The organism is Streptomyces sp. NPDC034037 (assembly GCF_055575715.1).
The window spans coordinates 466,253-493,251 of record NZ_JBVISC010000004.1 but is presented as its reverse complement, the minus strand read 5'-3'; the positions used below and the strand labels follow the sequence as shown (position 1 = coordinate 493,251).

25 protein-coding genes and 1 tRNA gene are annotated in these 26,999 nt (G+C 72.5%); 11 read left to right on the top strand and 15 right to left on the bottom strand.

The genetic code is table 11. The annotated features are described in order from the left end of the window. The first annotated feature begins 27 nt into the window (after positions 1–27). Both ACZ516_RS17425 and ACZ516_RS17420 read left to right on the top strand, forming a co-directional pair. On the top strand, positions 28–3,546 hold the full coding sequence (locus tag ACZ516_RS17425) for a S41 family peptidase (protein WP_469010899.1): 3,519 nt from the start codon (positions 28–30) through the stop codon (positions 3,544–3,546). A gap of 115 nt (positions 3,547–3,661) precedes the next feature. Then, positions 3,662–3,892: a hypothetical protein gene (locus ACZ516_RS17420; protein ID WP_358579652.1), complete on the top strand. Its 231-nt coding sequence runs from the start codon at positions 3,662–3,664 to the stop codon at positions 3,890–3,892. Between the two features lie 104 nt (positions 3,893–3,996). Here ACZ516_RS17420 and ACZ516_RS17415 read toward each other — a convergent pair whose 3' ends face one another. Genes ACZ516_RS17415 through ACZ516_RS17405 form a run of 3 tightly spaced genes read right to left on the bottom strand, consistent with a single transcriptional unit; the run spans position 3,997 to position 7,381 of the window. Beyond that, entirely contained in the window at positions 3,997–4,881 is an 885-nt protein-coding gene (locus tag ACZ516_RS17415; RefSeq protein WP_469010897.1) for an SDR family oxidoreductase, read from the bottom strand. Continuing rightward, positions 4,878–5,804, bottom strand: a complete 927-nt coding sequence (locus ACZ516_RS17410) for an alpha/beta fold hydrolase (protein WP_358579657.1) — start codon at positions 5,802–5,804, stop codon at positions 4,878–4,880. The genes ACZ516_RS17415 and ACZ516_RS17410 overlap by 4 nt, the downstream gene beginning before the upstream one ends. Next, positions 5,801–7,381, bottom strand: a complete 1,581-nt coding sequence (locus ACZ516_RS17405) for a flavin-containing monooxygenase (protein ID WP_469010895.1) — start codon at positions 7,379–7,381, stop codon at positions 5,801–5,803. Before ACZ516_RS17405 ends, ACZ516_RS17410 begins: the two co-directional genes overlap by 4 nt. Positions 7,382–7,556: 175 nt before the next feature. Between ACZ516_RS17405 and ACZ516_RS17400 the strand changes: the two genes are divergently transcribed. Then, entirely contained in the window at positions 7,557–8,183 is a 627-nt protein-coding gene (locus ACZ516_RS17400) for a MerR family transcriptional regulator (RefSeq protein WP_358579675.1), read from the top strand. A 15-nt stretch (positions 8,184–8,198) separates the two neighbouring features. Here ACZ516_RS17400 and ACZ516_RS17395 read toward each other — a convergent pair whose 3' ends face one another. From ACZ516_RS17395 to ACZ516_RS17385, 3 genes are all read right to left on the bottom strand, one after another. Beyond that, positions 8,199–9,209 (bottom strand): DUF6528 family protein, encoded by a 1,011-nt coding sequence (locus ACZ516_RS17395; protein WP_469010894.1) that lies wholly within the window; start codon positions 9,207–9,209, stop codon positions 8,199–8,201. A gap of 187 nt (positions 9,210–9,396) precedes the next feature. Next, the gene (locus ACZ516_RS17390; protein ID WP_469010892.1) at positions 9,397–10,188 is read right to left on the bottom strand and encodes an exodeoxyribonuclease III; all 792 of its coding nucleotides are present in this window, start codon (positions 10,186–10,188) and stop codon (positions 9,397–9,399) included. Positions 10,189–10,337: 149 nt separating this feature from the next. Next, the gene (locus ACZ516_RS17385; RefSeq protein WP_358698986.1) at positions 10,338–10,490 is read right to left on the bottom strand and encodes a hypothetical protein; all 153 of its coding nucleotides are present in this window, start codon (positions 10,488–10,490) and stop codon (positions 10,338–10,340) included. A gap of 217 nt (positions 10,491–10,707) precedes the next feature. Here ACZ516_RS17385 and ACZ516_RS17380 point away from each other — a divergent pair, with 217 nt between their 5' ends. Then, positions 10,708–11,223 (top strand): GNAT family N-acetyltransferase, encoded by a 516-nt coding sequence (locus ACZ516_RS17380; RefSeq protein WP_361077849.1) that lies wholly within the window; start codon positions 10,708–10,710, stop codon positions 11,221–11,223. Positions 11,224–11,284: 61 nt separating this feature from the next. Here ACZ516_RS17380 and ACZ516_RS17375 read toward each other — a convergent pair. From ACZ516_RS17375 to galU, 7 genes are all read right to left on the bottom strand, one after another. Continuing rightward, positions 11,285–11,358: transfer RNA gene (locus ACZ516_RS17375), tRNA-Ala, on the bottom strand. A gap of 86 nt (positions 11,359–11,444) precedes the next feature. After that, positions 11,445–12,653: a divisome protein SepX/GlpR gene (gene sepX / locus ACZ516_RS17370; protein ID WP_469010890.1), complete on the bottom strand. Its 1,209-nt coding sequence runs from the start codon at positions 12,651–12,653 to the stop codon at positions 11,445–11,447. A gap of 209 nt (positions 12,654–12,862) precedes the next feature. Next, the gene (locus ACZ516_RS17365) at positions 12,863–13,486 is read right to left on the bottom strand and encodes a GNAT family N-acetyltransferase (RefSeq protein WP_358700118.1); all 624 of its coding nucleotides are present in this window, start codon (positions 13,484–13,486) and stop codon (positions 12,863–12,865) included. Further along, entirely contained in the window at positions 13,483–14,001 is a 519-nt protein-coding gene (locus ACZ516_RS17360; RefSeq protein WP_358583707.1) for a MogA/MoaB family molybdenum cofactor biosynthesis protein, read from the bottom strand. Before ACZ516_RS17360 ends, ACZ516_RS17365 begins: the two co-directional genes overlap by 4 nt. After that, positions 13,998–14,522: a cyclic pyranopterin monophosphate synthase MoaC gene (gene moaC / locus ACZ516_RS17355; protein ID WP_358583709.1), complete on the bottom strand. Its 525-nt coding sequence runs from the start codon at positions 14,520–14,522 to the stop codon at positions 13,998–14,000. Before moaC ends, ACZ516_RS17360 begins: the two co-directional genes overlap by 4 nt. Before the next feature lie 86 nt (positions 14,523–14,608). Then, complete coding sequence (gene glp, locus ACZ516_RS17350; protein ID WP_469010889.1) at positions 14,609–15,955, bottom strand: molybdotransferase-like divisome protein Glp; 1,347 nt, start codon at positions 15,953–15,955, stop codon at positions 14,609–14,611. Positions 15,956–15,959: 4 nt separating this feature from the next. Then, complete coding sequence (gene galU, locus ACZ516_RS17345) at positions 15,960–16,871, bottom strand: UTP--glucose-1-phosphate uridylyltransferase GalU (protein WP_361077858.1); 912 nt, start codon at positions 16,869–16,871, stop codon at positions 15,960–15,962. 93 nt (positions 16,872–16,964) lie between these two features. Between galU and ACZ516_RS17340 the strand changes: the two genes are divergently transcribed. Continuing rightward, positions 16,965–17,579: a 5-formyltetrahydrofolate cyclo-ligase gene (locus tag ACZ516_RS17340; protein ID WP_361077861.1), complete on the top strand. Its 615-nt coding sequence runs from the start codon at positions 16,965–16,967 to the stop codon at positions 17,577–17,579. 79 nt (positions 17,580–17,658) lie between these two features. On the opposite strand, the gene ACZ516_RS17335 is transcribed toward ACZ516_RS17340, so the two are convergent. Then, positions 17,659–20,508, bottom strand: a complete 2,850-nt coding sequence (locus ACZ516_RS17335) for a penicillin acylase family protein (protein ID WP_469010888.1) — start codon at positions 20,506–20,508, stop codon at positions 17,659–17,661. A gap of 216 nt (positions 20,509–20,724) precedes the next feature. On the opposite strand from ACZ516_RS17335, the gene ACZ516_RS17330 reads away from it, so the two are divergent. The 6 genes from ACZ516_RS17330 (at position 20,725) to mscL (ending at position 26,721) form a co-directional block, all read left to right on the top strand. Continuing rightward, positions 20,725–22,257: a potassium/proton antiporter gene (locus tag ACZ516_RS17330; RefSeq protein ID WP_467464353.1), complete on the top strand. Its 1,533-nt coding sequence runs from the start codon at positions 20,725–20,727 to the stop codon at positions 22,255–22,257. A gap of 237 nt (positions 22,258–22,494) precedes the next feature. Further along, the gene (locus ACZ516_RS17325; RefSeq protein ID WP_358699004.1) at positions 22,495–23,766 is read left to right on the top strand and encodes an MFS transporter; all 1,272 of its coding nucleotides are present in this window, start codon (positions 22,495–22,497) and stop codon (positions 23,764–23,766) included. Between the two features lie 67 nt (positions 23,767–23,833). Then, a complete protein-coding gene (locus ACZ516_RS17320) occupies positions 23,834–24,154 on the top strand; it encodes an FmdB family zinc ribbon protein (RefSeq protein WP_469010886.1) in 321 nt (106 codons plus the stop codon). A gap of 322 nt (positions 24,155–24,476) precedes the next feature. After that, positions 24,477–25,352, top strand: coding sequence for an S-methyl-5'-thioadenosine phosphorylase (locus ACZ516_RS17315; protein ID WP_361077873.1), 876 nt, complete (start codon positions 24,477–24,479; stop codon positions 25,350–25,352). A 235-nt stretch (positions 25,353–25,587) separates the two neighbouring features. After that, the gene (locus ACZ516_RS17310; protein WP_361077876.1) at positions 25,588–26,106 is read left to right on the top strand and encodes an RcpC/CpaB family pilus assembly protein; all 519 of its coding nucleotides are present in this window, start codon (positions 25,588–25,590) and stop codon (positions 26,104–26,106) included. A 138-nt stretch (positions 26,107–26,244) separates the two neighbouring features. Further along, positions 26,245–26,721 (top strand): large conductance mechanosensitive channel protein MscL, encoded by a 477-nt coding sequence (mscL, locus tag ACZ516_RS17305; RefSeq protein WP_469010885.1) that lies wholly within the window; start codon positions 26,245–26,247, stop codon positions 26,719–26,721. 28 nt (positions 26,722–26,749) lie between these two features. On the opposite strand, the gene ACZ516_RS17300 is transcribed toward mscL, so the two are convergent. Continuing rightward, complete coding sequence (locus ACZ516_RS17300) at positions 26,750–26,950, bottom strand: hypothetical protein (protein ID WP_469010884.1); 201 nt, start codon at positions 26,948–26,950, stop codon at positions 26,750–26,752. Positions 26,951–26,999: the final 49 nt, after the last annotated feature.

Below are 26,999 nucleotides of genomic sequence, written 5' to 3'. Positions count from 1 at the left end.
GCCTGCCGGGCGGAAAAGCATGGTGAGGTGACCGACGAGCGCGACGATGCCCAGGCGGACCCCGCCTACCTGCGATTTCCCCACCTCAGCGGCGATCGCCTCTGTTTCGCCGCCGAGGACGACCTCTGGGTGGCCCCGCTCACACCGGCGGGCACCCCCGACGGCCGGGCCCGGCGGCTCACCGTCGACCGCACCAAGGTGGGCCACCCCCGCTTCTCGCCCGACGGCCGCCACATCGCGTACACGAGCTGGCGCAGCCTCGACCCGGAGATCCATCTGGCGCCGGTGGCGGGCGGGCCCGCGCGCCGGCTGACCTACTGGGGCAGCACCGACACCCGGGTCTGCGGCTGGTCCCCCGACGGGGACGTCCTCGCCGTCTCCTCGCACGGCCAGCCCTTCTCGCACTTCTGCTGGGCCTACAGCGTGCCCGTCGACGGCTCCCCCGGCGGCAAGCTGCCCTGGGGTCCCGTCGCCGACATCGCGATCACCGACACGCTCGCCGACGACGACTGCGACCGCAAGACGCTGCTCCTGACGGGCAAGCCGCCCCACGAGCCGGCCGCCTGGAAGCGGTACCGGGGCGGGGCCACCGGGCGCCTGTGGATGCACGGCGAGCAGATCCTCGGCCACCTCGACGGGCACCTGGACTCCCCCATGTTCGTGGCCGGGCGCATCGCGTTCCTCTCCGACCACGAGGGCGTCGGCAACCTCTACTCCTGCCTGCCGGACGGCACCGACCTGCGGCGCCACACCGATCACGACGCCTTCTACGCCCGGCACGCCGCCAGCGACGGCACCCGGGTCGTCTACCAGTGCGCGGGCGACATCTGGCTGGTCGAGGCGCTCACCGCCGACTCCGCGCCGCGCCGCCTGGACGTACGGCTCGGCGGGCCGCGTCCGGGGCGGCGGATCTACCAGGTGCCGGCCGCGCAGCACCTCGACGCGATCTCCGTGGACACCACGGGCCGGGCCAGCGCCGTCGTCGTACGCGGCAGCCTGTACTGGCTGACCCACCGGGACGGCCCCGCCCGCACCATCACCGACACCCCCGGCGTGCGCGTGCGGCTGCCCGAGATGCTCGGCACCGGCGGCCAGGTCGCCTACGTCACCGACGCCGACGGCGAGGACGCCGTGGAGATCGCCTACCTGCCGCGCGCCAGCGGCGACCGGCCGCCGCGCAGGCTGGTGACCGGCGGGCTCGGCCGCGTCCAGGAACTGGTGTCCGACCCGGACGGCGAACGCCTCGCCGTCGCCTCGAACGACGGCCGCCTCCTGCTCATCGCCCTGTCCGACGAGGTGAGCGCCGACCTGAACCGGCAGATCCGCGAGGTGGGCGAGATCCGCGAGGCGGAGGCGGCCGCCGCGAGCAGGGAGGCAGGCGAGAATGGTGAGCCCCTCGGGACCGAGGAGGCCGCGGAGGCGTCCGCCACGGACGGCGGGACCGCAGACGCGGGGGAGGACGACGGCAACCCCGGGACCCGAACGGCCCACCGGCCCCCGGCAGGCGCCGCCGTCGGGCAGGGCGACGCCGTCGAGGTCATCGAGTTGATCCGGTCCGTCAACGGGCCGGTGCGCGATCTGGCGTTCTCCCCGGACGGGACCTGGCTGACCTGGTCGCACCCCGGCATCGGCCGCTCCCTGCGCCAGATCAAGCTGGCCCGGATCGCGGGCCCCGGAGCCCGCACGATCGTCGACGTCACCAATGGCCGCTTCGAGGACGAGAACCCCGTCTTCACCCGCGACGGCCGCTACCTCGCCTTCCTCTCCTGGCGCGGCTTCGACCCCGTCTACGACGTGCACACCGGCGACCTGTCCTTCCCCCTCGGCTGCCGCCCCTACCTCGTGCCGCTCTCCTCGGCGACCCCCTCACCCTTCGCGCTGCTGCCCGACGGGCGCCCGGCGGCCGGCGGCCTCGACCCGGCCGACAACAGCGAGGGCGACGGCACGACCATGGTGGAGACGGAAGGGCTGGCCGCCCGGGTGACCCCCTTCCCCGTCGCCGCGTCCAAGTACTCGGCGCTGCACCCCGTCAGCGGCGGCGGCCTGGTCTGGCTGCGCTGGCCGATCTCGGGCGCGCTCGGCGAGACCTTCGCCAACCCCGCCGACACCTCGGGCCGCCCCACCCTGGAGCACTTCGACATCGCCAAGGCGAAGAAGTCCCCACTCGTCGACCACCTGGACTGGTTCGCGCTCAGCGGCGACGGCTCACGGCTCGTGGTCGTCGACGAGGGCGACCTGACCGCCGTACCCGCCACCGAGCAGGGCGACGGCGACACGACGGTCTGGATCGACCTGCGCCGCGTCCTGCACGAGGTCGACCCGGCCGCCGAGTGGCGGCAGGCCTACGAGGAGGCGGGCCGCATCATCCGCGCGTACTTCTGGGACCCCCATATGTGCGGCATCGACTGGGACGGGGTGCTCGCGCAGTACCGCCCGCTGGTGGAACGCGTCGCGTCCCCCGACGAGTTCGCGGACCTGCTGCGGGAGGTCCTCGGCGAGCTGGGCACCTCCCACGCCTACGTCTCCCCCGCCCGCCGCAACGAGGGCCCGCCGCACTACCAGCGCGCGATGGGCCTGCTCGGCGCGAACCTCGTCCGCCGGGACGGCGGCTGGCTGGTCAAGCGGATCCTGCCCGGCGACTCCTCGGACTCCAAGGCGCGCTCGCCGCTGGCCGGATCGGGCATCCGCGAGGGCGCGATCCTCACGCACGTCGACGGCCGCCCCGTCGACCCGGTGACCGGGCCCTACCCCCTGCTCGCGGCGGCGGGCGGCACGACCGTCGAGCTGACGTTCCGCCCGGCGGAGGGCGGCGGCCGCGCCCGGCGGGTCGCGATCGTCCCCCTCGTCAACGAACGCCCGCTGCGTTACCAGGACTGGGTGGCCAAACGCCGGGAGGTGGTGCGGGAGCTGAGCGGCGGCAAGTGCGGCTATCTGCACATCCCCGACATGGGCGGCTCCGGATGGGCGCAGTTCAACCGGGACCTGCGCCTTGAGGTGTCCCGGCCCGCGCTGATCGTGGACGTGCGCGGCAACGCGGGCGGGCACATCAGCGAACTGGTCGTGGAGAAGCTCACCCGCAAGATCCTCGGCTGGGACATCACCCGCAACGCCCAGCCCGTCTCCTACGCCTCGAACGCGCCGCGCGGCCCCGTGGTGGCGCTGGCCGACGAGGCGACCTCCTCGGACGGCGACATGATCACGGCGGCCTTCAAGCTGCTCGGCCTCGGCCCGGTCGTCGGCCAGCGCACCTGGGGCGGCGTGGTCGGCATGACCGGGCGGCACCGGCTCGGCGACGGCACGGTGATCACGGTGCCGATGAACGCGGGCTGGTTCGACGCGTACGGCTGGTCGGTGGAGAACCACGGCGTGCCGCCGGACATCGAGGCGCTGCGCACGCCGCTGGACTGGGCGGAGGGGCGGCACGCGCAGCTCGACGACGCGGTCAGGGTGGCGCTTGAGCTCCTGGAGCGCGAGCCGGCGGCGGTGCCGCCGGGCTACTCGGACGTCCCGGACCGCCGTCGTCCGCCGCTGCCGCCCCGCTCCTGACGCCGCGCGCCAAGCCGCCGGTCACGCTGCGTACTTGATCGAAATGCGCGGAGTGTCCACCCGTGTAAATCTGGTCGAGGCCCCAACCCCCTCACCCACAACGGGAGTGAATCGCATGGGCATCAAGGACCAGTTCCAGGACAAGGCTCAGGACCTCGCCGACAAGGCCAAGAGCGCCAAGGGCGACAAGAGCCAGGCACGCGAGCGCGCCTCGCAGGCCCGCGACGACATGCGCGAGCGCGGCACGCAGACCCGCGACGAGGCGTCCGAGCGGTCCTCGCAGGCCCAGGAGCGGGCCCGGAACGCCGCGCGTGAGCGTCAGGACACGTTCGACCAGGACATCTGACGCCACCCCGCGCGTGAGACGAGAGGCCCCCCGGGACGCCGGGCGGGCCTCTCTCGCGCTTCGCCGACGCGCGGGCCCACCCGCCGGGGTTCGGGCGCCCGGGGTCAGGCCCCCGCTTGTGCCCGCGCCCGCTCGTCCGCCGAGCCGCCCGCGCCGACGAGGCCGGTCGGCACGTCGCCGAGGCGGGGTTCGAAGCGGCGCATCTCGCGCTGGCCCACCGTGCCGATCAGGCCCGGCAGATAGCCGCGGATGCCCTGCATGCCCCGCAGCCACCACTGCGCGTACACATGGCCCGAGCGCCGCTCGATCCCGGCGACCAGGCGGTCCACGGCGGGGCCCAGCGGGTACGTCTTGTTGGACGGCCACGGCAGGCGCTGGCGCAGCTCCCGCATCACGTCGTCCTGGTCCGCGCCCCGCACCATGTCGGTGTCCGTCCAGGACAGGTAGCCGACGCCGACCTTGACGCCCTTGTGGCCGACCTCCGCCCGCAGCGCGTGCGCGTACGCCTCGACGCCCGACTTCGACGCGCAGTACGCCGTCATCATCGGCGCCGGCGCGATCGCGGCGAACGAGGCGATCTGGAGCAGATAGCCGCGGCTCTCCATGAGGACGGGCAGGAAGGCGCGCCCGGTCACCGCGCTGCCGATGAGGTTGACCTCGATGACGCGGCGCCACGCGTCGGGGTCGGACTCCACGAACGGCCCGCCGCCGGCCACGCCCGCGTTGGCGACGACGATGTCGACCTTCCCGAAGTGCTCCTTGACCTCCCGCGCGACCCGCGCCATCGCCCCGTGGTCGGTGACGTCGGCGTGCCAGTACGCGGCCTCGGTGTGCAGCCGCGCCGCGACCTGCTTCAGCTCGTCCGGCTCCAGGCCCACGAGCGCGACCTTCGCCCCGCGCGCCGACAGCTTGCGCGCGAGCAGCTCGCCCACTCCGCGCGCGGCGCCCGTGACGACGGCGACCTGACCCTCCAGGCTGACCTTGCTCATGCGCCCTCCTTGACCTGTACGTACGTGCCGACGAGTTCCCTTATGCGCCCGGTGACGGCGTCCGGCGCCTCTATGGGCGTCATGTGGCCGACCCCGGCCAGTTCGGTGAGGCCCACGCAGACGGGCAGCGCGGCCGCGATCCGCCGCGCGTGCACGACGGGCGTGAGCCGGTCGGCCAGACCGGCCAGGACGGCGGTGGGCGCCCGCAACGCGGCGACCTCCACGTCCAGTTCGAGCGTGGCCAGCACATGGGACCACCCGTGGCGCACGGCGGTGGGGCAGGCGTGCACGATCCGCGCGCACACGTCGACCTTGTCCGGTGCCGAACCGGGGCCCATGGTCCCGTACTTGAGGAGCCGCCTGCTCAGCGGCGTGACCGGCCCGAGCGGCGCCCGCGAGCCGAGCACGGACCGGGTGAGCCGGGTGCGCGCCCGCCCGGCCCGCAACGGCACCACCAGCGACTCGGCGACCAGGCTCGAACTGCCCGTGCTGCACAGCAGGACCGCGGCCGTGTGCTCCCGCACCAGCTCGCGCCCGCCCGCCGCCATGATCGTCATGCCGCCCATGGAGTGCCCGACGAGCACGGCCCGCTCGCCGGGCGCGAGGGTCGCCGCGAGGACCGCTTCGAGGTCGTCGGCGAGCGCCCGCGTGCTGTACCCGGAGGGCTCAGCGGGCGCGCCACTGCGCCCGTGCCCCCGCTGGTCGTACGTGATGACCTGGTGGTCGGCGCTGAGGGAACGTATCTGCGCGGCCCAGAAGGCCGTCGAGCACGTCCAGCCGTGCGCGAGCACCACGGCGGGCGCGCCCTGCGGCCCGTGCGTCTCGACGTGGATCGGGGCCCCGTCGGCGGAGACGGCGGTCAGCTCGCGGGCCGGGGGCGGCGGCGCGTAGGGCCCGCTCGCCGCGCGGGTCAGCCGGCTCATGCCCCGGCCTCCGCCTTCGCCGCACCGGACGTCTCCCCCGTCGTACGGGGTTTCTCCTGCATGTGAGGCGCTGCATCCGGGGCCCTGAGGACCTCGTACTCGTCGAGGTCGACCCGACGGGTCGCCGACCTGAACTCGGTGGTGGTGCCGGGCCAGACGGTGGTGTTGACGCCGTTCGCGTCCAGGTACCAGCTCGTGCAGCCGCCGGTGTTCCACACGGTGCGCTTCATCCGCTCCTGCACCCGCCGGTTCCAGGCGCTCACCGCCTCGGGGCGGGCGGCGAGCGCGGCGCGGCCTCCGAGGACGTCGAGTTGGCGCAGGTAGTCGGCCAGGTAGTTCAGCTGCGACTCGATCATGAGGATCATGGAGGAGTTGCCGAGGCCGGTGTTGGGGCCGATGATCGTCATCCAGTTGGGGAAGCCGGCCGCGGTCGCGCCGCGCAGCGCGTTCATGCCGCCCTTCCAGCTCTCCATGAGGGTCTGCCCCTCGGCGCCGACGACGCGCTCGGCGATCGGCATGTCCGTCACGTGGAAGCCGGTGCCGAAGATGATCGCGTCGACCTCGGTCTCGGTGCCGTCGGCGGCGACCAGGGTGCTGCCGCGCACCTCGCTCAGACCACTGGCGACGACGTCGACGTTGGGTCGCGCGAGCGCCGGATAGTAGGTGTTGGAGAGCAGGATGCGCTTGCAGCCGATGCGGTAGTCGGGCGTCAGCTTGGCCCGCAGCGCCGGGTCCTTGATCGCCCGGTACATGTTCCGCTTGGCGAGCCGCTCCACGATGCCCAGTTCGTTCGGCCGCTTGGTGAACGCCTGGACCTGCAACTCGCGGATGCCCCACAGGAGGCCGCGCCGGGCCTGCGTGGTGAACGGCAGCTGCCGGTGCAGCCAGCGCTCGGCGCCGCTGATGGCGCGGTCCGCGCGGGGCATCACCCAGGGGGGCGTGCGCTGGAAGAGGGTGAGCCTGCCGACCGCCGGTTGGATCTCGGGGACGATCTGGATGGCGGAGGCGCCGGTGCCGATCATCGCGACGCGCTTGCCGCGCAGGTCGTAGCCGTGGTCCCAGCGGGCGGAGTGGAAGACCTTGCCGGGGAAGGCGGCCAGGCCCGGGATGTCCGGCGTCTTGGGGTCGGAGAGCGGCCCGGTGGCCGAGACGACGACGTCGGCGGTGAGGGTGCCCCCGCTGGTCTCGATCTCCCAGCGCAGCTGCCCGGCGTCCCACCGCATCAGCTCGACCTCGGTGTCGAGGCGGATGTGCGGGCGCAGCCCGAAGGTGTCGGTGACGCGCTCCAGGTACTCCTGGATGTGCTCCTGCCCGGAGAAGGTGCGCGGCCAGTCGGGGTGGGGCGCGAAGGAGAACGAGTACAGGTGCGAGGGCACGTCGCAGGCGCAGCCCGGGTAGCTGTTGTCCCGCCAGGTGCCGCCCACCGCGCCGGCCCGTTCCAGGACGACGAAGTCGGTGATCCCCTCGCGCCGCAGCCGCACGGCCGCGCCGAGGCCGCCGAACCCGGAACCGATCACCGCCACCCGTACGTGCTCGTGCTCGCGCCCCTGCTCAGGGCCACGCTCGCGCTCGGCCATGCCGCCGCCTCCCGAAGTACACGACTCTGCCAGTAACCACTGGCGCAATGGGGAGAGTAGAACACCGTACGTACTCATGGGTAGGGGTCGGCCGGGGAAAGTTACCGGCGGTACGACATAGGCTTCCCCCGTGGCAGACCAACGGGAAGGCGAAGGCGGCGTCCGCGAGTACCGCATGGCGGAGCTGGCCGAGGCGGCGGGCATCACCGTGCGCACCGTCCGCTTCTACCGCGAGCGCGGCCTGATCCCGCCACCGCGCCGCGAGGGCCGCATCGCCTGGTACGACGAGCACCACCTGGCCCGCCTGCGCACCATCGCCGCCCTCCTGGAGCGCGGCCACACCCTCAACGGCATCGCCGAACTCTCCGACGCCTTCGACAAGGGCCGCGACGTCGGCGAACTCCTCGGCCTCGGCGGCCCCACCGAGGAGCAGCCGGTCCGCCTCACCCCCGAGGAGCTGGCCGACCACTTCGCGGGCGAGGTCACCCCGGAGAACCTCGTCGCCGCGCTGGAGCTCGGCTATCTCGGCACCGACGGCGACGACCTCGTGCACATCAGCCGCCGCCTGCTCGACGCCTCGTCCACCCTCGTGCGCAAGGGGGTTCCCCTCGCGGCGGTCCTGGAGGCGGGCCGGCGGGTGCGCGAACACGCCGACGCGCTCGCGGAGTTGTTCATCACGGTCATCCGCACGCACACCCCGGGCGCCGCGGAGACGGACATCGAGCTGCTCCGCCCGGTGGCCAAGAGCGTGGTGGAGGCGGAGCTCTCGATGGCCCTGGACCGCCGCGTCAAACCGACCTGAGGCGGCGGGCCCGGTTCAGCGCGGCAGCCACCAGCGGGCCTTGTAGATCCCGCCGCCGACCAGCCGGTGGCCGCCCTCCGGCCGGTGGAGGGAGACCGTCGTGGTCCACCAGGTCTCCCCCAGGCCGCTCTCCGGCACGGTGGCCACCACCCGCCCGGTGCGCGGGTCGTCCCCGACGGCCTTCACGGACTTCCGGGAGATCTCCCCGGCCCCCGCGTAGTCCCGCACGAAGACGCCGGTGTCGATCTCGTACTGGAGGACGGCCGCGTTGGTCGTCACCCACAGCCGCCCCGGCCGCGCCGCCACCGGGAAGAGGTCGTGCCCGCCGGGCGTCCTGCCGGGCGTGCCCACGGGCAGGGTGATGCCGTACGTACGGCGCAGCGCGGGCCGCGCGGCCGTGCCGCCCACCTCGTACGCCACCAGCTCGTCGTCGCCGAGCGCCCACAGCAGCCGGCGCGCGCCGTCCCAGTGCAGCCCGTGCGCGCCCTTGAGCGGCTCCTGGGTGTGCCACGTGGTGCGCGGGCCCTGCGAGGCCGCGTACAGCCGTACGCAGGCGCCCGTGCTGCACGCGACCGCCACGTTGCCGTCGGGCAGGATCTCGGCGCTGTGCGGGTTGAGCAGGTCGTCACCGGGTCCGAGCGCCGCGCCCCAGTACCGCCGTCCCGTCGGGTGCTCCACGACGGCCACGAAACCGAACGACGCCGTCGTCAGGACGTACCGCCGCTTGCGGTGCAGCCGCACCTTCGCCTCGCTCGGGTACACCCAGCTGTCGTGCGGACCCAGGTCCCGGTAGCGCGGGTCGCCCAGCGGCGAGAACTGCCAGCGCACGACGGACGGGTCGGCGGCGGGATCCCACACGCGCCGCCGGGCGTCGAGGACGAGCAGCCGCCTGCTCGCCTGCTCGGTCACCAGCACGTGCGGCGTCCGGCCGCCCGCCCCATGCGCCCCGGCGGCGGGCAGCACCGCCGCGGCCCCGGCACCCGCGGCGCCCAGCACCACGGCACGTCTCGAAGGCAGAACGGCCACGAAGTCCCCCCGTCACAGCGGCAGTTGGTCGCACTCGGGACCGCAATCTGCCATGCCGGCCGGGTCGGCGACAGCGTTCCGCCGGACTTTGTCCCCGTGTCCGGGGCCGGACCACTCGCGTGGCGGCTTCGGGGTGGGGGAGGCAGGGGCAGGACCGCGAAGGGGGAAGGCGCGCGGACCCGACCGGCTAGAGGTCGTAGACCACCGTGACGGGCGCGTGGTCGCTCCAGCGCTCGCCGTGGGTCGCGGCCCGCTCCACGTACGCCTTCACGGCGCGCTCGGCGAGGCCGGGCGTCGCGACGTGGTAGTCGATGCGCCAGCCGGTGTCGTTGTCGAAGGCGCGCCCGCGGTAGGACCACCACGAGTAGGGCCCCTCCACACCGGGGTGCTGGGCCCGCACGACGTCCGCGTACTCCTCGAAGACGTCGCTCATCCAGGCGCGCTCCTCGGGCAGGAAGCCGGAGTTCTTCTTGTTGCCCTTCCAGTTCTTGAGGTCGGCCTCCTGGTGGGCGATGTTCCAGTCGCCGCACACGAGGACGTGCCGCCCCTCGGCGGCGGCCCGCTCCCTGAGCCCCCTCAGGTACACCCGGAACTCCGCCATGAACCGCGTCTTCTCGTCCTGCCGCTCGGTGCCGACCTCACCCGAGGGCAGATACAGGCTGGCGACCGTGACACCCGGCAGATCGGCCTCCACGTACCGCCCGGCGCCGTCGAACTCCGCCGACCCGAAGCCGACCCGCACCCGGTCCGGCTCGCGGCGCGTGTAGAGGGAGACACCGGCGCGCCCCTTGGCGGCCGCGGGCGCGTGCACGACGTGCCACCCCTCGGGCGCGCGGACCTCGTCCGGCAGCTGCTGCGGCTCGGCGCGCACCTCCTGCAGGCACAGCACGTCGGCCGTGGTCCCGCCGAGCCACTCCACGAAGCCCTTCTTGGCGGCGGCCCGCAGCCCGTTCACATTCACTGAGGTCACTGTCAGCACAACACTCGCCCACTCTTCCTTGGCCGCTTCCTCCGCGGGCCAGGGAACAGGCTCCCACACGGCGGGCGCCCGGCTCGGAGAAGTGTTCGGCGCCCGGGGGTGACGGCCTTGGCCTCACCCCCGGGCGCCGAGAGCACCGCGGTCCGGCGTCAGCTGTTCATGTCACCGAAGTGGATCGAGGTGATCACGACCGTGTCGCCCACTTCCTGGTCCCAGCCATCGTTCGCGGACGCGGCGGTGGCGCCGGCCAGGGTGGCCGCGGCGGCCAGGGCGAGGGCGGCAAACACGGTGCGGATACGCATGGGTTTCTCCTTCGTGAGGTGTGTCCGAACAACCACAAGGGTTCTCCGCCCGGCCCCCGCGCACCGCCCTGCCACCGGTGACCAACCCGAACGCACGGGAACTTCGCCCGTACGGCGGCCCTCCCGCACCCCCTGCACCCCCGGGCACACTGGAGCGGAAACCACCCCCGGCCCACTCACTGCCCATCCGCCACCGCATAGAAGTACGATGCCTCGAATGACTATCCAGAACGCGGCCCCGGCCGCCTCCGCCGTCCACCTGCGCGCGGTCACGTTCGCGCACCCCCACGCGATCGAGCTGAACGACCGCGTCCAGCTCGAATACGCCCAGCGGTACGGCGACGGCGGCGACGTCACCCACCTCGACCCGACGATGTTCGAGCCGCCCCGCGGCCTGTACCTCATCGCGTACGACGACGGGGGCACCCCGCTGGCCACCGGCGGCTGGCGCGCGATGGACGCGACCGGCGAGGGCTACGACGTCGGCGACGCCGAGCTGAAGAGGATGTACGTCACACCCCAGGCACGCGGCCTCGGCCTGGCCCGCCGCATCCTGGCGGCCCTGGAGAACGACGCGAGGGCGGCGGGCCGCACCCGCATGGTCCTGGAGACCGGCACGAAGCAGCCGGAGGCGATAGCGCTCTACACCTCCAGCGGCTACACCCCGGCCCCCACCAAGTTCGGCCACTACCGCTTCGACGACTTGAGCCGCTGCTACGTGAAGGCGCTCTAGACCTCGGGGCAACGCAAAGATCCCGTCCAGTTCGATGAACTGGACGGGATCTCATGTGCAGTGGACCTGTGGGGATTTGAACCCCAGACCCCCTCGATGCGAACGAGGTGCGCTACCAGACTGCGCCACAGGCCCTTGCAACGAGTGAAACTCTAGCATCCCGATCGGGGTGCTCGGAAATCCGGTCCTGGCTGGTCAGCCCGGGCGGACGTCACGGTGTCTCACTCGTTGGCGGCACGGGGCCGGTCGCCGTCCTCGTACTGGTCGAACAGCGGCGTACGGCCCCGCTCGCGGGCCCGTCGCGCGGACGCGGCCCGGCGCTTGTCGCTGCGCCCGCCGCCGGTCTCCGCACCCTCGACGCCGTCGGTCTCGGCGGCGGCTCCGGTGGCCGCGGCCCCGGCGGGCCGCCTCGGCTCGTCGGCGGCCGGCTCGGCCGTGCTGGAGCGTGCCGAGCTCCACGCGTCGGGGGCGCCGAGGTCGACGCCGCTGGAGGCGCGCGGGGCGACCGGCGCGGTCACGTACGTCGGCAGCGGCACCGGGACCGGGTCCCAGCTGTCGCCGCGGCCGGGCCCGCGCTGCCGCTCGCGCTGCTGGTCGACCCACTCCGCGTGGTCGGTCTGCTCGACGAGGGCGCGGCGGTCGGCGGCCAGCGCGGACAGACCGGTCTCCGTCCCCGGGTCCTGTCCGTCCGCCGTCTCGGCCATGACGGGCTCCGCGCTCGCGGCCCCGCGCCGGGGCTGGCGCTCGCGCAGCCGCTGCGCCGCCGCCTCGGCCCGCCGCCGGTCCATCGTGTACGTGAAGCGGCGCCGCTCCTGGCCCCGCAGGTAGACGATGTACGCGCTCAGCAGCACCGCCGGCGCCGCGGGCGCCCACAGGAACGCGAGGCCGCCGACCGCGGCGACGATCGCGCCGGCCGTGAAGGCGAGGAAGAGGAGCACCGTCGTACGCCGGCGGCGCGCGAGCACCTTGGAGCGCCGGGCGCGCGCGGCGGCATCCGCGGCGGCGGCGCGCCGGGCGGGCGACGAGCGGGTGCGCGGGGGCTGCCCGGGCTCGGTCTCGGGCTCGGAGTCGGTTTCCGGGCGCGCCTGCTGCCGGGCGGGGGGCTCGGCCCGTGCCGCGGGAGGCTCCACCCGGTCCGCCTCGGGCTCGGCCCGGCCCTCCGGAGGCGCGGCGAAGGCCCGGACGTCCACCGAGCCGGTGACGAGGTCCGGGTCGCCGCGCGTCTCCCCTTCTTCGGGCGAGCGGGCTTGCAGGTCCTTGGCGTATCGGCGCTCCATGGCCGCCCGTCCGGACAGCAGCCGGATGGCGGTGCTGAAGCGTTCCGTCGGACGGGCTTCGTTCAGCTCGTCCTGCCTACGGAGCCACATCGGCACCAAGTAGGCGGCCCAGGCCCCGACGATGACTGCGTAGATGAGGCCGCTGCTGCTCACGCTCACACGGTAGAGGGGTTTCGTTGAGGCCATCTGCCAATTGCGCCGGTGTGTCGCACGATCTGGCTGATATCTCGAACTTTTTTTGTGATTGATGCGATCAACAGGCAGTCCGGCACACGAAAATTAATGACCGCACCGGTCAATTTCGAACATGTATTTCATTTGTGTCGTTGACGGCTACCCTGGCGGCTCCCCGAGGGACTCGGCTAGGCCGTGTTCCGAGGGCGCGCCTGGTGCCAGCGGTACAGCAGGCCTTCCGGCACCTCCTCGGCGGTGAGCGCGAAGACGAGATGATCGCGCCAGGCCCCGTCGATGTGGAGATAGCGCGGCCGCAGCCCCTCGTCGCGGAAACCGAGTTTCTCCACGACCCGCCGGCTCGGCGTGTTCTCGGGGCGAATGCAGACCTCGATGCGGTGCAGCCCGACCGAGCGGAAGCAGTGGTCCACGGCGAGGGCGACGGCGGTCGGCATGACCCCGCGGCCGGCCACGGACTCGTCGACCCAGTAGCCGACATGGCCCGAGCACATCGAGCCCCAGGTGATGCCCGCGACCGTCAGCTGCCCCACGAGGCGGCCCTGGTACTCGATGACGAACGGCAGCATCCGGCCGGCGCTCGCCTCGGCGCGCAGGTGGCGGACCATCTGGCGGTAGGTGGGGCGGTGCACGAGCGGACCGCCGGCCGTGGGCGGCGGGATGGTCGCCTCCCAGGGGCGCAGCCAGTCGCGGTTGCGCCGGTTGACCTCGCGCCAGGCGCGCTGGTCGCGCATCTTTATCGGACGGAGCGTGATGTCTTTGTCCGTCAGCTCGACGGGCCAGGAAGGGCTGTTCAGCTCGCACCCCCAGCGGGACCGGGATGGTCGCCGCCGCGCAACTGGTCGACGGCGTGCCGAAGCAGCGGCTCCAGGACGGCGAGGCCGTCGCGCACCCCGCCCGTGGAACCCGGCAGATTCACGATGAGCGTGCGGCCCGCGACCCCGGCGAGGCCCCGGGAGAGCACCGCCGTCGGGACCTTGTCCCTGCCGTACGCGCGGATCGCCTCCGGGATGCCCGGCACCTCGTGGTCGATGACGCGGCGGGTGGCCTCGGGGGTGCGGTCGGTGGGCGAGACGCCGGTGCCGCCGGTGGTGAGGATGACGTCGTGGCCGGCCGCGACTCCCGCGCGCAGCGCCTGCTCGACCGGGTCGCCGTCGGGCACGACCCGGGGGCCCTCGACCGAGAAGCCGAGCGCGGTCAGGCCCTCGACGAGGAGCGGGCCGCCCCGGTCGGCGTAGACGCCGGCGGCGGCGCGGTTGGAGGCCGTGACGACCAGTGCCCGGTAGGGCGTCTGTGCCTGTCCGTCGCTCATGCGCCCGCTCCCGCACGGCTCCAGTCCCCGGACTTGCCGCCGGTCTTCTCCTCCACGCGCACGTCCGTGATGACGGCGCCCTTGTCCACGGCCTTGACCATGTCGACCACGGTGAGGGCCGCGACGCTCACCGCGGTGAGGGCCTCCATCTCGACTCCCGTACGGTCCGTCGTCCTCACCGTGGCGAGGATCTCGACGGCGTCGTCCGCCACGGAGAGGTCGAGCTTCACCCCGGAGACGGCCAGCGGGTGGCAGAGCGGGATGAGGTCGGGGGTGCGCTTGGCGCCCATGATGCCCGCGATCCGGGCGGTGGCGAGGGCGTCGCCCTTGGGCACTCCCTCGCCCCGCAAAAGCTCGATCACGCGGGGCGATACCAGGACGCGGCCGCTGGCCCGCGCGGTGCGGGCGGTGACGTCCTTCGCGGAGACGTCGACCATGCGCGCCGCGCCCGCCTCGTCGATGTGGGTCAGTCGCTGCTGCTCGGAGGGTCCGGGGGTGTCCCCCCGGGAAATCGCGGTCATGTGCTGTGGCGCTCCCGGTCCCGGCCCCGCGCGGTGCGGCGCGCCGGGCCTGTTGTGCGCGACACGGTACCGCGCACACGGTGTTCTCAGCCGAGCAGGACCACGTCGACGTCCGTGCCCGGCTCCACCGACGTGGTGTCCTCGGGGACCACGATCAGCGCGTCGGCCTGCGCGAGCGCGGCGACCAGATGCGAGCCCGAGCCCCCGACGGGACGCACGGTGCCCGCCTGCGCGTCGTACCTGCCCCGGAGGAACTGCCGACGCCCCTCGGGCGAGCGCAGCGCCTTGTCGGCGGTCAGCTTCGCGCGCGTGGCCGTCCGGTGCACTTCGGGCAGACCCATCAGGGTGCGGATCGCGGGGCGCACGAAGAGCTCGAAGGAGACGTACGAGGACACCGGGTTGCCCGGCAGGGCGAGCAGGGGGGTGTGGTCGGGGCCGATGGTGCCAAAGCCCTGCGGCTTGCCCGGCTGCATGGCCAGCTTGCGGAACTCCACGCCGCCACCCGCCCCGATGCCGCTCTCCTCGTCGGGGTCGCCCAGGGAGGTCAGGGCCTCCTTCACCACGTCGTACGCGCCCACGCTCACGCCGCCCGTGGTGACCACGAGGTCGGCGCGGATGAGCTGGTCCTCGATGGTGGAGCGCAGCGTCTCGGCGTCGTCGGCGACCGCGCCGACGCGGTAGGCGATGGCTCCCGCGTCGCGTGCGGCGGCGGTGAGGGCGAAGCTGTTGGAGTCGTAGATCTGACCGTCCGCCAGCGACTCGCCGGGCTGGACCAGTTCGCTGCCGGTGGACATGACGACCACGCGGGGGCGCGGGCGCACATGCACCGTGCCCCGGCCGATCGCGGCGAGCAGGGCGATCTGCGGCGGGCCGAGCACCGTGCCCGCGTCCAGGGCGCGGTCGCCCGCCCGGACGTCGCTGCCCCGCGCGCGGACGTGCGCGCGTGCCTCGGCGGGGCGGTGCACGCGGACCTCGCCGAAAGCGCCCTCGGGGGCCGCGCTGTGGGCGCGCATCCCGGTGACGGGGCCCTCGCCGAGGCCTCCGTCGGTCCACTCCACGGGCACGACGGTCTCGGCGCCGGGGGGCAGGGGCGCGCCGGTCATGATGCGGGCGGCCTGGCCCGCGCCGACGGTGGGCTGCTCGCCGGGGCCCGCGGCCACGTCGCCGACGACGTGCAGGACGGCGGGGAACTCCTCGCTGGCGTCCGCGACATCGGCGACCCGTACCGCGTACCCGTCCATGGAGCTGTTGTCGAAGGGCGGCAGCGAGACGGGCACCGTCACGTCCTCGACGAGGACGCAGCCCTGGGCGTCGAGGAGTTGGAGCTCGATCGGTTCGAGCGGGCGGACGGTCGCGAGGACGTCGTCCAGATGCTCCTGAACCGACCAGAGCGCGTCCTGACCGGTGCTCGGTGTCGTCGTGCTGCTGCTCAAAGTGCTACATCTCCTCGGTGACGTAACGGCGAAGCCAGGCCTGGAACTCCGGACCCAGATCTTCACGTTCGCACGCGAGTCTGACAATGGCACGCAGATAGTCGCCCCGGTCGCCGGTGTCATAGCGGCGGCCCTGGAAGACGACGCCGTGCACCGGGCCGCCCACCTTCTCGTCGGCGGCGAGCTGCTGGAGCGCGTCGGTGAGCTGGATCTCGCCGCCGCGGCCCGGCTCGGTCTTGCGCAGTACGTCGAAGATGTTGGGGTCAAGGACATAGCGGCCGATGATCGCGTAGTTGCTGGGCGCGTCGGCGGTGTCGGGCTTCTCGACCAGGTCGGTGACCTTGACGACGTCGCCGTCCTCGGTGGCCTCGACGGCGGCGCAGCCGTAGAGGTGGATCTGCTCCGGGGCCACCTCCATGAGCGCGATGACGCTGCCGCCGCGCCGCTCCTGGACCTCGACCATGCGGGCGAGCAGGGGGTCGCGCGGGTCGATGAGGTCGTCGCCGAGGAGGACGGCGAACGGCTCGCGGCCGACGTGCGGGGCCGCGCACAGGACGGCGTGACCGAGTCCCCTGGGGTCGCCCTGGCGGACGTAGTGCATCGTCGCGAGGTCGCTGGACTCCTGGACCTTGGCCAGCCGCGCCTCGTCGCCCTTCTTCAGGAGGGCCGACTCCAGTTCGTAGTTGCGGTCGAAGTGGTCCTCCAAGGGGCGCTTGTTGCGGCCCGTGATCATGAGGACGTCGTCGAGTCCCGCGGAGACGGCCTCCTCGACCACGTACTGGATCGCCGGCTTGTCGACGACCGGCAGCATCTCCTTGGGCGTCGCCTTGGTGGCGGGCAGGAAGCGCGTGCCCAGGCCGGCCGCCGGGATGACCGCCTTGGTGATCCGGGGGCGGGGGGAGTGAGACTCAGTCATGCGGCCCACCATATCCGGTGGTTATGTGCGGAATCTGTGAGTCCAGCCAATTAGATGGCATATGCGTCATCAGGAAGGATTTGTGAGTAATCCATGAACGGACCCGAGGCCTGCGGCCAGCCAACCAAGCGGACATTGCGACGAGGCCTCCTCGCGGTGAGAAGCGGGTTGACGGGGGATGACGTACGAAAGGCGGCGGTGGCTCTCGCGCAGCGCGCGCTGGAGCTGACCGAGCTGGCGGGGGCGGACACGGTCGCGGCGTATGTGTCCGTGGGCGGTGAGCCCGGCACGCGCGTGCTGCTCGACGCCCTGCACGCGCGCGGGACGCGGGTCCTGCTGCCCGTGCTGCTCGCGGACAACGACCTGGACTGGGCCGCGTACGACGGCGAGGGCTCCCTCGTGCGCGTGCGGCACCAGGGCAGGATCGAGCTGCTCGAACCCGCCGGGGCCCGCCTCGGCCCGGCGGCCGTCCTGGAGGCGGACGCCGTGCTGCTGCCGGGGCTCGCGGTGGACGGACACGGGACGCGGCTCGGGCGGGGCGGCGGGTCGTACGACCGCGTCCTGGCCCGGCTGGAGCGCGCGGGCGCCGATCCCGCGCTCGTGGTGCTCCTGTACGACTCCGAAGTGCTCGCGCACGTCCCGGCCGAGGCCCACGACCACCCGGTGCGCGCCGCCGTGACGCCCTCCGGGGTGCATCGCTTCCGCTGAGCCCGCGTAGGGCCGCGCGCCACGCGAAAGGGCCCTCCACGCGCGCGTGGAGGGCCCTTTCAGCGGGGGCCGGTCCCGGTCAGGGGCGCAGGACCAGCTTGTCGCTCGTACTCTTCTCGACCGCCTTGTCGGTGTAGGCCCACGGCAGCAGTTCGCCCTTGGCCCACTTGTCGGTCTGGTCGGTGTAGTGCGCGTTGTACGCGTGCCCCGAGGCACCGGTGAGGTTGATCCACTTGGACTTGTCGAGGTCCTTGAGGTTCACCACCATGCGCATCGACGGCACCCACACCACGCCGTAGCCGCCCGCCGCGTTCCAGCCGGTGGCGTTCACCGCGGCCTCACCGCCGCCGAGGTTCCACGGCCCGCGGTTGAGCACGAACTGCAGCCAGCCCGGTCCTTCGGTGCCGAGCGTCTGGTTCTTCAGCGTGAGGCGGTGCAGACGGCCCCAGCTCCAGCTGTCGACGTCCTTGCCGAGCTTGGCCGTCAGGTCCCAGCGCGCGTCCTCCAGGGCCCGCGCGAACAGGTCGTCGCGCGTCTTGGTCGCCCGGTCGGTGCGGGTCGCCGGCGTCTTCCACCAGGCGTTGGTCCGGTCGTCGATGATCTTGCGGATCACCTCGTAGTAGCGGTCGCCGCCGTCCGGCTGCGCCGAGTCCGCGTCCCGCTCACCGCACTCGCGCACCTTCTTGCCCTCGTCGGCCGGGCCGGTGTTGCCGGCCGGTTCGACGTTCAGGCACTGGCCCTTGACGCGCAGCTCCTTGGGGAGCTTGTTGCCGAAGGCGAGCTTGAGGATGTTGCGCCAGACCGAGTTGAAGTACGCGGCCGCCGCCGAGTCGGCGTCCTGGGTGTAGTCCCAGCCCTCCAGGAGCTTCTGCGCCTCGCGGACGTACTTGTCCTTGACGTCGATCTTCAGCAGCTTGGGCACCAGCAGCTTGGCGATCTCGCTGCTGTTGTCCATCTGCATGAGGCGCATGTCCTCGGTGGAGATCTTGCCGCCGTTCTTGATCTTCGACTGGATGAGGTCGTCGATCCGCTGGCTGCGCGCTCCGTAGCCCCAGTCCGAGGTGAGCTTGTACGGGTACTTCGCCTTGTCGCCGTCGTCGATCACGGCCTGGTTGGCGGTGACGATGTAGCCGCGCTCGGGGTTGTACTCGTAGGGCAGCGCACTCTGCGGAATGTAGCCGTCCCAGCGGTACGCGGGGTCCCAGCCGGGCGCGGGGAGCGAGCCGTCGCCCTTGCCGCGGGTGGGGATCTTGCCAGGCGCCTGGTAGCCGATGTTGCCCTTGGTGTCGGCGTAGATCAGGTTCTGCGAGGGCACCTCGAAGGAGGCGGCCGCCTTGCGGAACTCCTTGAAGTCCGTCGCCCGGTTGAGCTCGAAGACGGCGTCCATGGAACGGCCGGGGGTCAGCGCGGTCCAGCGCAGCGCCACTCCGTAGCCGTCGCCCCGGTCGGGGGCGGCGCTGTCGACGCCTGCCTTCTTGCCGACCTTGACCAGCTCGTCGTCGCGGTCGGAGATGAGCGGGCCGTTGTTGGTCTCGCGGACCCTGATGGTCTTGTCCTTGCCGCCGGCGACCTTGATGGTCTCGTCGCGCGTGGTGAACGGCACCACCTTGTCGCCGTACTGGTACCCGTCCCCGGTGAACTTCTCCAGGTACAGGTCCGTGACGTCGGCGCCGAGGTTCGTCATGCCCCAGGCGATGTCCTGGTTGTGGCCGATGACCACGCCGGGCATGCCGGAGAAGGTGTAGCCCGAGACGTCGTAGCGGCACTTGTCCGAGACCGAACGGCAGTGCAGGCCCATCTGGTACCAGACGGAGGGCAGCTGCGGCGCCAGGTGCGGGTCGTTCGCCAGGAGCGGCTTGCCGGTGATCGTGTGCTCGCCGGCGACGACCCAGGAGTTCGAGCCGATGCCGTTGCCGTTCGGGCCGAGGATCGCGGGGACCCCGTCCAGGGCGTCGGAGAGGCCCGAGAGCTGCGACTGGAGGCCGTCGGGGCTCTGGGCGCCACCGGCGAGGCCGGAGCCCGCCGTGCCGCCGCCAGAGCCCGCGGCGCCGCCGGTGCCGGTCCCCGTGCCGGTCCCGCCGGCCCCGGCGCCCGTGCCGGTTCCCGTGCCCGTACCGGTCCCCCCGGTGCCGGACTGCGCGCCGGTGCCCTTGGGGTCGTACTTCTTGCCGAGACCGTCGTACGCGCCTTCCCGCACGATCGGCTTGTTCCGCTTGTACGGGTACTCCGGGTACAGGTCCTTGATCTGCGAGGGGCCGAGGCGGCTCGTCATCAAGGAGCGGTCGATCTCGTCCTGCATGTTGCCGCGCAGGTCCCAGGCCATGGCCTTGAGCCAGGCCACGGAGTCGACCGGGGTCCACTTCTGCGGCTCGTAGTCGTTGGTGAAGCCGAGCGCCGCGTACTCGACGGAGATGTCCTTGCCGTCCTTGCCGTCGAGGTAGGCGTTGACTCCCTTGGCGTAGGCCTGGAGGTACTTCTTCGTCTCCGGGGAGAGCTTGGAGTCGTACTCCTTCTTCGCCACCCGGTGCCAGCCGAGCGTGCGCAGGAACTCATCGTTCTTGACCTGGCTCTTGCCGAACATCTCGGAGAGCCGCCCGGAGGTCATATGACGGCGGACGTCCATCTCCCAGAAGCGGTCCTGCGCCTGGACGAAGCCCTGTGCCATGAACAGGTCGGCGTCGGACTCGGCGTAGATCTGCGGGATTCCGTTCCCGTCGCGCTTCACCTCGACGTTGCCGGAGAGGCCGTCGAGCTTGATCGTTCCCTTGGTCTGCGGGAAGGAGGAGCGCACGGCGCTGATGCTCCAGTACGCGCCGAAGCCGATGCCTCCGACGATGGCCAGGACCAGGACGATCACGACGAGTCGGGCTCGGCGCCCCTTCTTCTTGCCGGACTTATGACCGGAAGAGGCGGTGGTGTTGGAGGGCATCGCTGTCCTTGCTGTCCTTACGCGAGCGGCAGGGCGGGCTGTGCTGTCGAGTGGGCGGCTCTGGGAGCGCTGGAGCAACCATAGGCGCAGGGCGTTGTGACTCCGGACGCGGAGTCAGGAACCGGACCCCAGAAGATCGTATGCGCGTTCGAGAGCATCAAGAAGGCGTTAACAATTAGGTAAGGTAACGAAGTACTTGGCTCGCAAGAAGTGCTTGTGCGCGCACGGAGGAAGGAACGGCCCCTGACTGTCCACCACCTCAACCAGCTCCTGCTCGTCTCCTCGCTCGTCCTGCTCGTCGCGGTGGCGGCGGTCCGCGTCTCGTCCCGCAGCGGGCTTCCCAGCCTGCTCCTCTACCTCGGCATCGGCGTCGTCATGGGCCAGGACGGCATCGGCGACGTCCACTTCGACAACGCCGAGCTGACCCAGGTCATCGGCTATGCCGCCCTGGTCGTGATCCTCGCCGAGGGCGGCCTCGGCACGAAGTGGAAAGAGATCAGGCCCGCCCTGCCCGCCGCGGCCGTGCTGTCGACCCTCGGGGTCGCGGTGAGCGTGGGCGTCACGGCGGCCGGCGCGCACTACCTGGTGGGGCTGGACTGGCGGCCCGCGCTGATCATCGGCGCGGTCGTCTCCTCGACGGACGCGGCGGCGGTCTTCTCGGTGCTGCGGAAGGTGCCGCTCCCCTCGCGCATCACGGGCGTCCTGGAGGCCGAGTCGGGGTTCAACGACGCCCCCGTGGTGATCCTCGTCGTGGCGTTCTCCACGGCGGGCCCGGTGGACGACTGGTACCTGCTGGTCGGCAAGATCGCCCTGGAGCTGGCGATCGGCGCCACGATCGGCATCGCGGTCGGCTGGCTCGGCGCCTACGGCCTACGGCACGTGGCGCTGCCCGCCTCCGGCCTCTACCCCATCGCCGTCATGGCCATCGCCGTCGCCGCCTACGCCGCCGGCGCCATGGCGCACGGCAGCGGCTTCCTCGCCGTCTACCTCGCCGCGATGGTCCTCGGCAACGCCAGGCTGCCCCACTGGCCCGCCACCCGCGGCTTCGCCGAGGGGCTCGGCTGGCTCGCCCAGATCGGCATGTTCGTCCTGCTCGGCCTGCTGGTCACCCCGCATGAGCTGCTCGACGACACCTGGCAGGCCATCGTCATCGGCCTGGTCCTGACGATGGTCGCGCGCCCCCTGGAGGTCGTGCTGAGCCTCCTGCCGTTCCGCATGCCCTGGCAGGAGAAGGCGCTGCTGTCCTGGGCCGGGCTGCGCGGCGCCGTGCCCATCATCCTGGCCACGATCCCGATGGTGAGCGGCGTCGAGGACAGTCAGCGGATCTTCAACATCGTCTTCGTGCTCGTCGTCGTCTACACCCTCGTCCAGGGCCCCACGCTGCCCTGGCTGGCCAAGCTGCTGCACATCGGCGGCTCCCCGGAGGCCGCCGACCTCGGCATCGAGTCCGCGCCGCTGGAGCGGCTCCAGGGCCATCTGCTGTCGGTGGGCATCCCCGAGGGCTCGCGGATGCACGGCGTCGAGGTGGCCGAGCTGCGCCTGCCCGCCGGATCGGCCGTGACGCTGATCGTGCGGGAAGGCGAATCGTTTGTGCCGCTGCCCACGACCGTGCTGCGGCGCGGCGACGAGCTGCTCGTGGTGGCGACGGACCCGGTGCGGGACGCGGCCGAGCGGCGGCTGCGCGCGGTGGGCCACGGCGGAAAGCTCGCCAGTTGGCTGGGAAACGACGGAGAAAAACACCAATCGTAGGTGGCGGGGGTCTCATCGGCTGCGATCACAGGGGCAGATGAGGCCTTTGCCTGTACGATAAAGGGACCTGTAAAGGTCACCTGATCGAACCAACTCTGCCTGACGCAGGGCTGGCGCGACCGTATGGCGGCCGTGGCGCCCTCGCAGTGGGCCCCGGCATCTACCGCAGTTCCGCGCAAGAGGACAGCTCTCGGCGCCCCCGCACGGGCGCTACCAGGCGGCAGAAAGGCACGGGCCGTGGCATCCACGGTCACCGCATCCCGCCCGGGCTACGGACAGCTCCTGCGCACCCCTCGCGCCTGGACGTTCCTGCTCCCCGGCTTCGCGGCACGACAGCCGTTCGCGATGCTGACGATCTCCATCGTCCTGCTGGTCCAGCACACCACCGGCTCCTACGGTGCCGCGGGCGCCGTCTCGGCCGCCACCGGCGTCTCCATGGCGCTGTTCGCCCCCTTCAGCGGCAAGCTCGCCGACCGGTTCGGGCAGCGCGCCGTGCTGGTGCCCGGCGTCCTCGTCCACAGCGCGTCCGTCATCGCCCTGACGGTGCTCGCGCTCTCCGACGCGCCCTTGTGGGCCCTCTTCGTGGCCGCCGTGCCCGCGGGTGCCTCGACGCCGCAGATCGGCCCCATGGTGCGGGCCCGCTGGGGCGTCAAGCTCCAGGACTCCCCGCTGGCCACCACGGCGGCCGCCTTCGAGTCGGTCACCGACGAGCTGACCTTCGTCCTCGGGCCGCTCCTGGCGACCGCCCTGTGCACCGGTGTGGACCCTTCGGCGGGTCTCCTCACGGAGGCAGGGCTCACGCTGGTCGGCGGTCTGCTGTTCGCCGCGCAGAAGGGCACCCAGCCCAAGCCGTCCTCCCAGGACGAGGGCCACGCGCGCGTGGAGCACGTCTCGGCGCTGCGGGTCCCCGGAGTGCGGGTCCTGATCGTCACGTTCCTCGGGATCGGCGCCGTCTTCGGCGGCATGCAGGTCTCGCTGGCCGCCTTCACCGAGTCCATCGGCGAGCCCGGCCTCAACGGCGTCCTCTACGGCACGTTCGCGGCGGGCAACATGCTCTCCGGGGTCGTCTGCGGCGCCATCGCCTGGAAGGTCTCCCCGCAGCGGCGCCTCCTGGTCGCGTACGCGGCCCTGACGCTGATGGCCTCGGGCCTGTGGGCCGCGCACTCCGCGCTGCTGCTCGCCGGCCTCGGCCTGCTGGTCGGCGTCTGCATCGCGCCGGCGCTGATCACCGGCTACACGCTGGTCGACAAGCTGGTCGCACCGACCGGCCGCACGGAGGCCTTCACCTGGCTGACCGGCGCCGTCGCGCTCGGCCAGGCGGCGGCCGTCACGGTCGCGGGACAGCTGGAGGACCACTTCTGGGACGGGGCCGGGTTCCTGGTCCCGCTGGGCGGCACCGCACTGGCCCTGGCGGTCCTCGTGACCCTGCGCTCGCGGCTCGTCCCGAAGGACTCGGGCCGCACCGTCGCGCGTGGCGTCGGTCACCGCGTGCCGGTCACGGTGGACTGATCCCCCGGAATACGTCACTATGGATCGTCGTTAGCACTCATCGAGTGAGAGTGCCAGGAGGAAGCAAGTGCCGACGTACCAGTACCAGTGCACCGAGTGCGGCGAGGGCCTCGAGGCGGTGCAGAAGTTCACTGATGACGCCCTGACCGTGTGCCCGAGCTGCGACGGACGCCTCAAGAAGGTGTTCTCCGCGGTCGGCATCGTCTTCAAGGGCTCCGGCTTCTACCGCAACGACAGCCGCGGCTCGTCGTCCAGCAGCACGCCGTCGAAGTCCACGTCCGACACGAAGTCCTCCACGACTTCCGCCGCGGCCTCCTCGACTTCTTCGTCCTCGTCGTCCTCCGGGTCGTCGTCCGGCTCCTCGTCGGCTTCGAGCTCGGCCGCCTAGGGCTTCCAGGCTTCTTCCGCAAGGCCCCGCCGTCCACCGCGACGACGGGGTCTTCGGCGTGTCCCCGCGAGCCGGGTGACGGGGCTTCGGCGTGCCTCCGCGAGCCGGACGGCGGGGCTTTGGCGTGTTCCCCGCGAGTCGGATGGCGGGGTCTTCGGCGTGTCCCTGCGAGTCGGACGGCGGGGCTTCGGCGTGCCTCCGCGAGCCGGACGGCGGGGCTTCGGCGTGTCCCCGCGAGTCGGACGGCGGGGCTTCGGCGTGCCTCCGCGAGCCGGAGGACGGGGGCTTCAGCGTGTCCCGCGAGGCGGATACCGTGCGGCCCATGGTGAACACGGCGAACGTGACCCGGGCCGAGATCGGCGTGATAGGCGGCTCCGGTCTCTACTCCTTCCTCGACCACGTGACCGAGATCCAGGTCGACACCCCCTACGGAGCCCCGAGCGACTCCCTCTTCCTCGGCGAGGCCGGGGGGCGGCGGGTCGCCTTCCTCCCCCGCCACGGCCGGGGCCACCACCTGCCGCCGCACCGCATCAACTACCGCGCCAACCTCTGGGCGCTGCGCTCCGTCGGCGTGCGCCAGGTGCTCGCACCGTGCGCGGTCGGCGGGCTGCGCGCCGAATACGGGCCGGGGACGCTGCTCGTGCCCGATCAGCTCGTGGACCGCACCAAGGCGCGGACGCAGACGTACTTCGACGGGGTGCCGCTGCCGGACGGCACCGTGCCCCGGGTGGTGCACGTGTCGCTCGCCGACCCGTACTGCCCCGTCGGGCGGGCCGCCGCGCTGGAGGCCGCGCGCGGACGCGGCTGGGAGCCGGTGGACGGCGGGACGCTCGTCGTGGTCGAGGGACCGCGCTTCTCGACCCGGGCCGAGTCGCGCTGGCACGCCGCCCAGGGCTGGTCGGTGGTGGGCATGACCGGGCACCCCGAGGCTGTGCTGGCACGGGAACTGGAGCTCTGCTACACGTCGTTGACGCTGGTCACCGACTTGGACGCGGGCGCGGAGACTGGCGAGGGCGTCTCGCACGAGGAGGTGCTCCAGGTGTTCGCCGCGAATGTGGACCGGCTGCGGGGCGTGCTGTTCGACGCCATCGCGGGGCTGCCGGGGGCGGGGGACGGTGGCGGGGCCGGGGCCGGGGAGCGGGATTGCTTGTGTGCCGGGGCGCTGGGCGGGATGGATCCGGGGTTCCGGTTGCCGTGAAGGGGCCGGGCCTGGGGTGGGGCCTCAGCCTGGGCTTGGGCGGGGGCGCGGCGGTGGGGGTCGGCGGGGGCGCCGTGGGGGCGCGGTGGGCGGTGGGCGGTGGGCGGAATTGCTCCTTCGGGTGAGGGAGTTGTCCACAACCGGTGGGTAGTCCACGGGCCTCAGCGGGGATCGGCGCAGACCTGCATCGTGGGTGCGGAAGAGTCCAGTCCTCGCACCGCAGGCGGTGGTTGTCGTGACCCAACTCCCTTCCCGGACCCGGCCGGCCGACGGCTGCCCTGTCCCCCACTTCACGCCCGTGCGGGTGCGCCGCGGGCATCCCCGGCTGCGCCGGCTGCTGCGCCACCGGCGGCGGGCCCTGGCCGTGGGACTCGCGATGACCGCGGCGGCCCTCGCGTCCTCGGGGCCGCCGGGCGAGGACCGGCCGCCTGGCCCGGCGGCGTCCGCCGAGCCCTCGCGGGAGCGCGGGCGGGCCGTGGAGACGGTGAGCGCGCCGGTGCGCATCGCGGACGCGACCACCGCGGGCCTGTTGCGCCCCGGCGACCGGGTCGACGTGATCGCCGCCGAGGGCACGCCGGGGGGCGGCGCTAAGCCCCGGGTGGTGGCGGCCGCGGCCCGGGTGTCCGAGGTGCCGGAACAGCCGGAAGGGCCCGCCGAGAGCGGGGCGTTGGTGGTGCTCTCGGTGCCGCGCGACACGGCGTCACGGCTCGCCGGGGCAGGGGCGAACGCCCGCTTGGCGGTGACGTTGCGATGATCGGCGTCGTACGCGGTCGTACGGGCACCCGGTCACGTCGCTCGTTCGTGAGAGCGAATTGGACAGGCCGTCCACGCTCTGGCGTAGGTTGCGGAGTTGTTTGTTCCGCAACCTGCACGTGCGACGAAAGGCCTCGTGGTGAGCGAGAAGAAGGAACCGGGCGTCTGGGAGGGCTTCAAGGCCTTCCTGATGCGCGGCAATGTGGTCGACCTGGCCGTCGCGGTGGTCATCGGCGCCGCGTTCACGAACATCGTGAACTCGCTGGTGAAGGGGGTCATCAACCCACTGGTCGGCGCCTTCGGCACCAAGGACCTCGACCACTACCGCTCGTGCCTGAAGTCTCCCTGCGAGACGAACGCCGCGGGCGAGGTCGTCAACGGCATCCCCATCATGTGGGGTTCCGTGCTGAGCGCGGTCCTCAGCTTCCTGATCACCGCGGCCATCGTGTACTTCCTGATGGTGCTGCCGATGGCCAAGTACCTCGCGCGGGTCGCGGCCCGGCGGGCCGAGCGGGAGGGCACGAAGGAGGTCATGGAGGTCACCGAGCTGGAGGTCCTCAAGGAGATCCGCGACGCCCTGGTGGCGCAGCGCGGCTCGGGGCCCTACAAGCAGTAGCCCGGGCCCAGAGGTGGTGGGGCGGGGCTCAGAGGTGGTGGGGCGGCTTCTCGTCGAGGAAGCGTGCCAGGTCGGCGGCGCTGCCACCGCCCGACTCGGCCCGCTCACCCCACCCTCGGTCCGTATCGTCCGAAGACTGCTGCGACAGCGGATCGTCGAAGATCAGCACGTGCTTCGGCTTCTTCGGCTCCTCCGGATCGCGCGATTCGGGGGCGGGGGCGGTACTCATGCCTCCAGGGTACGTCGGCATGCTTCAAGGGTACGTCGGCCGCGTCCGG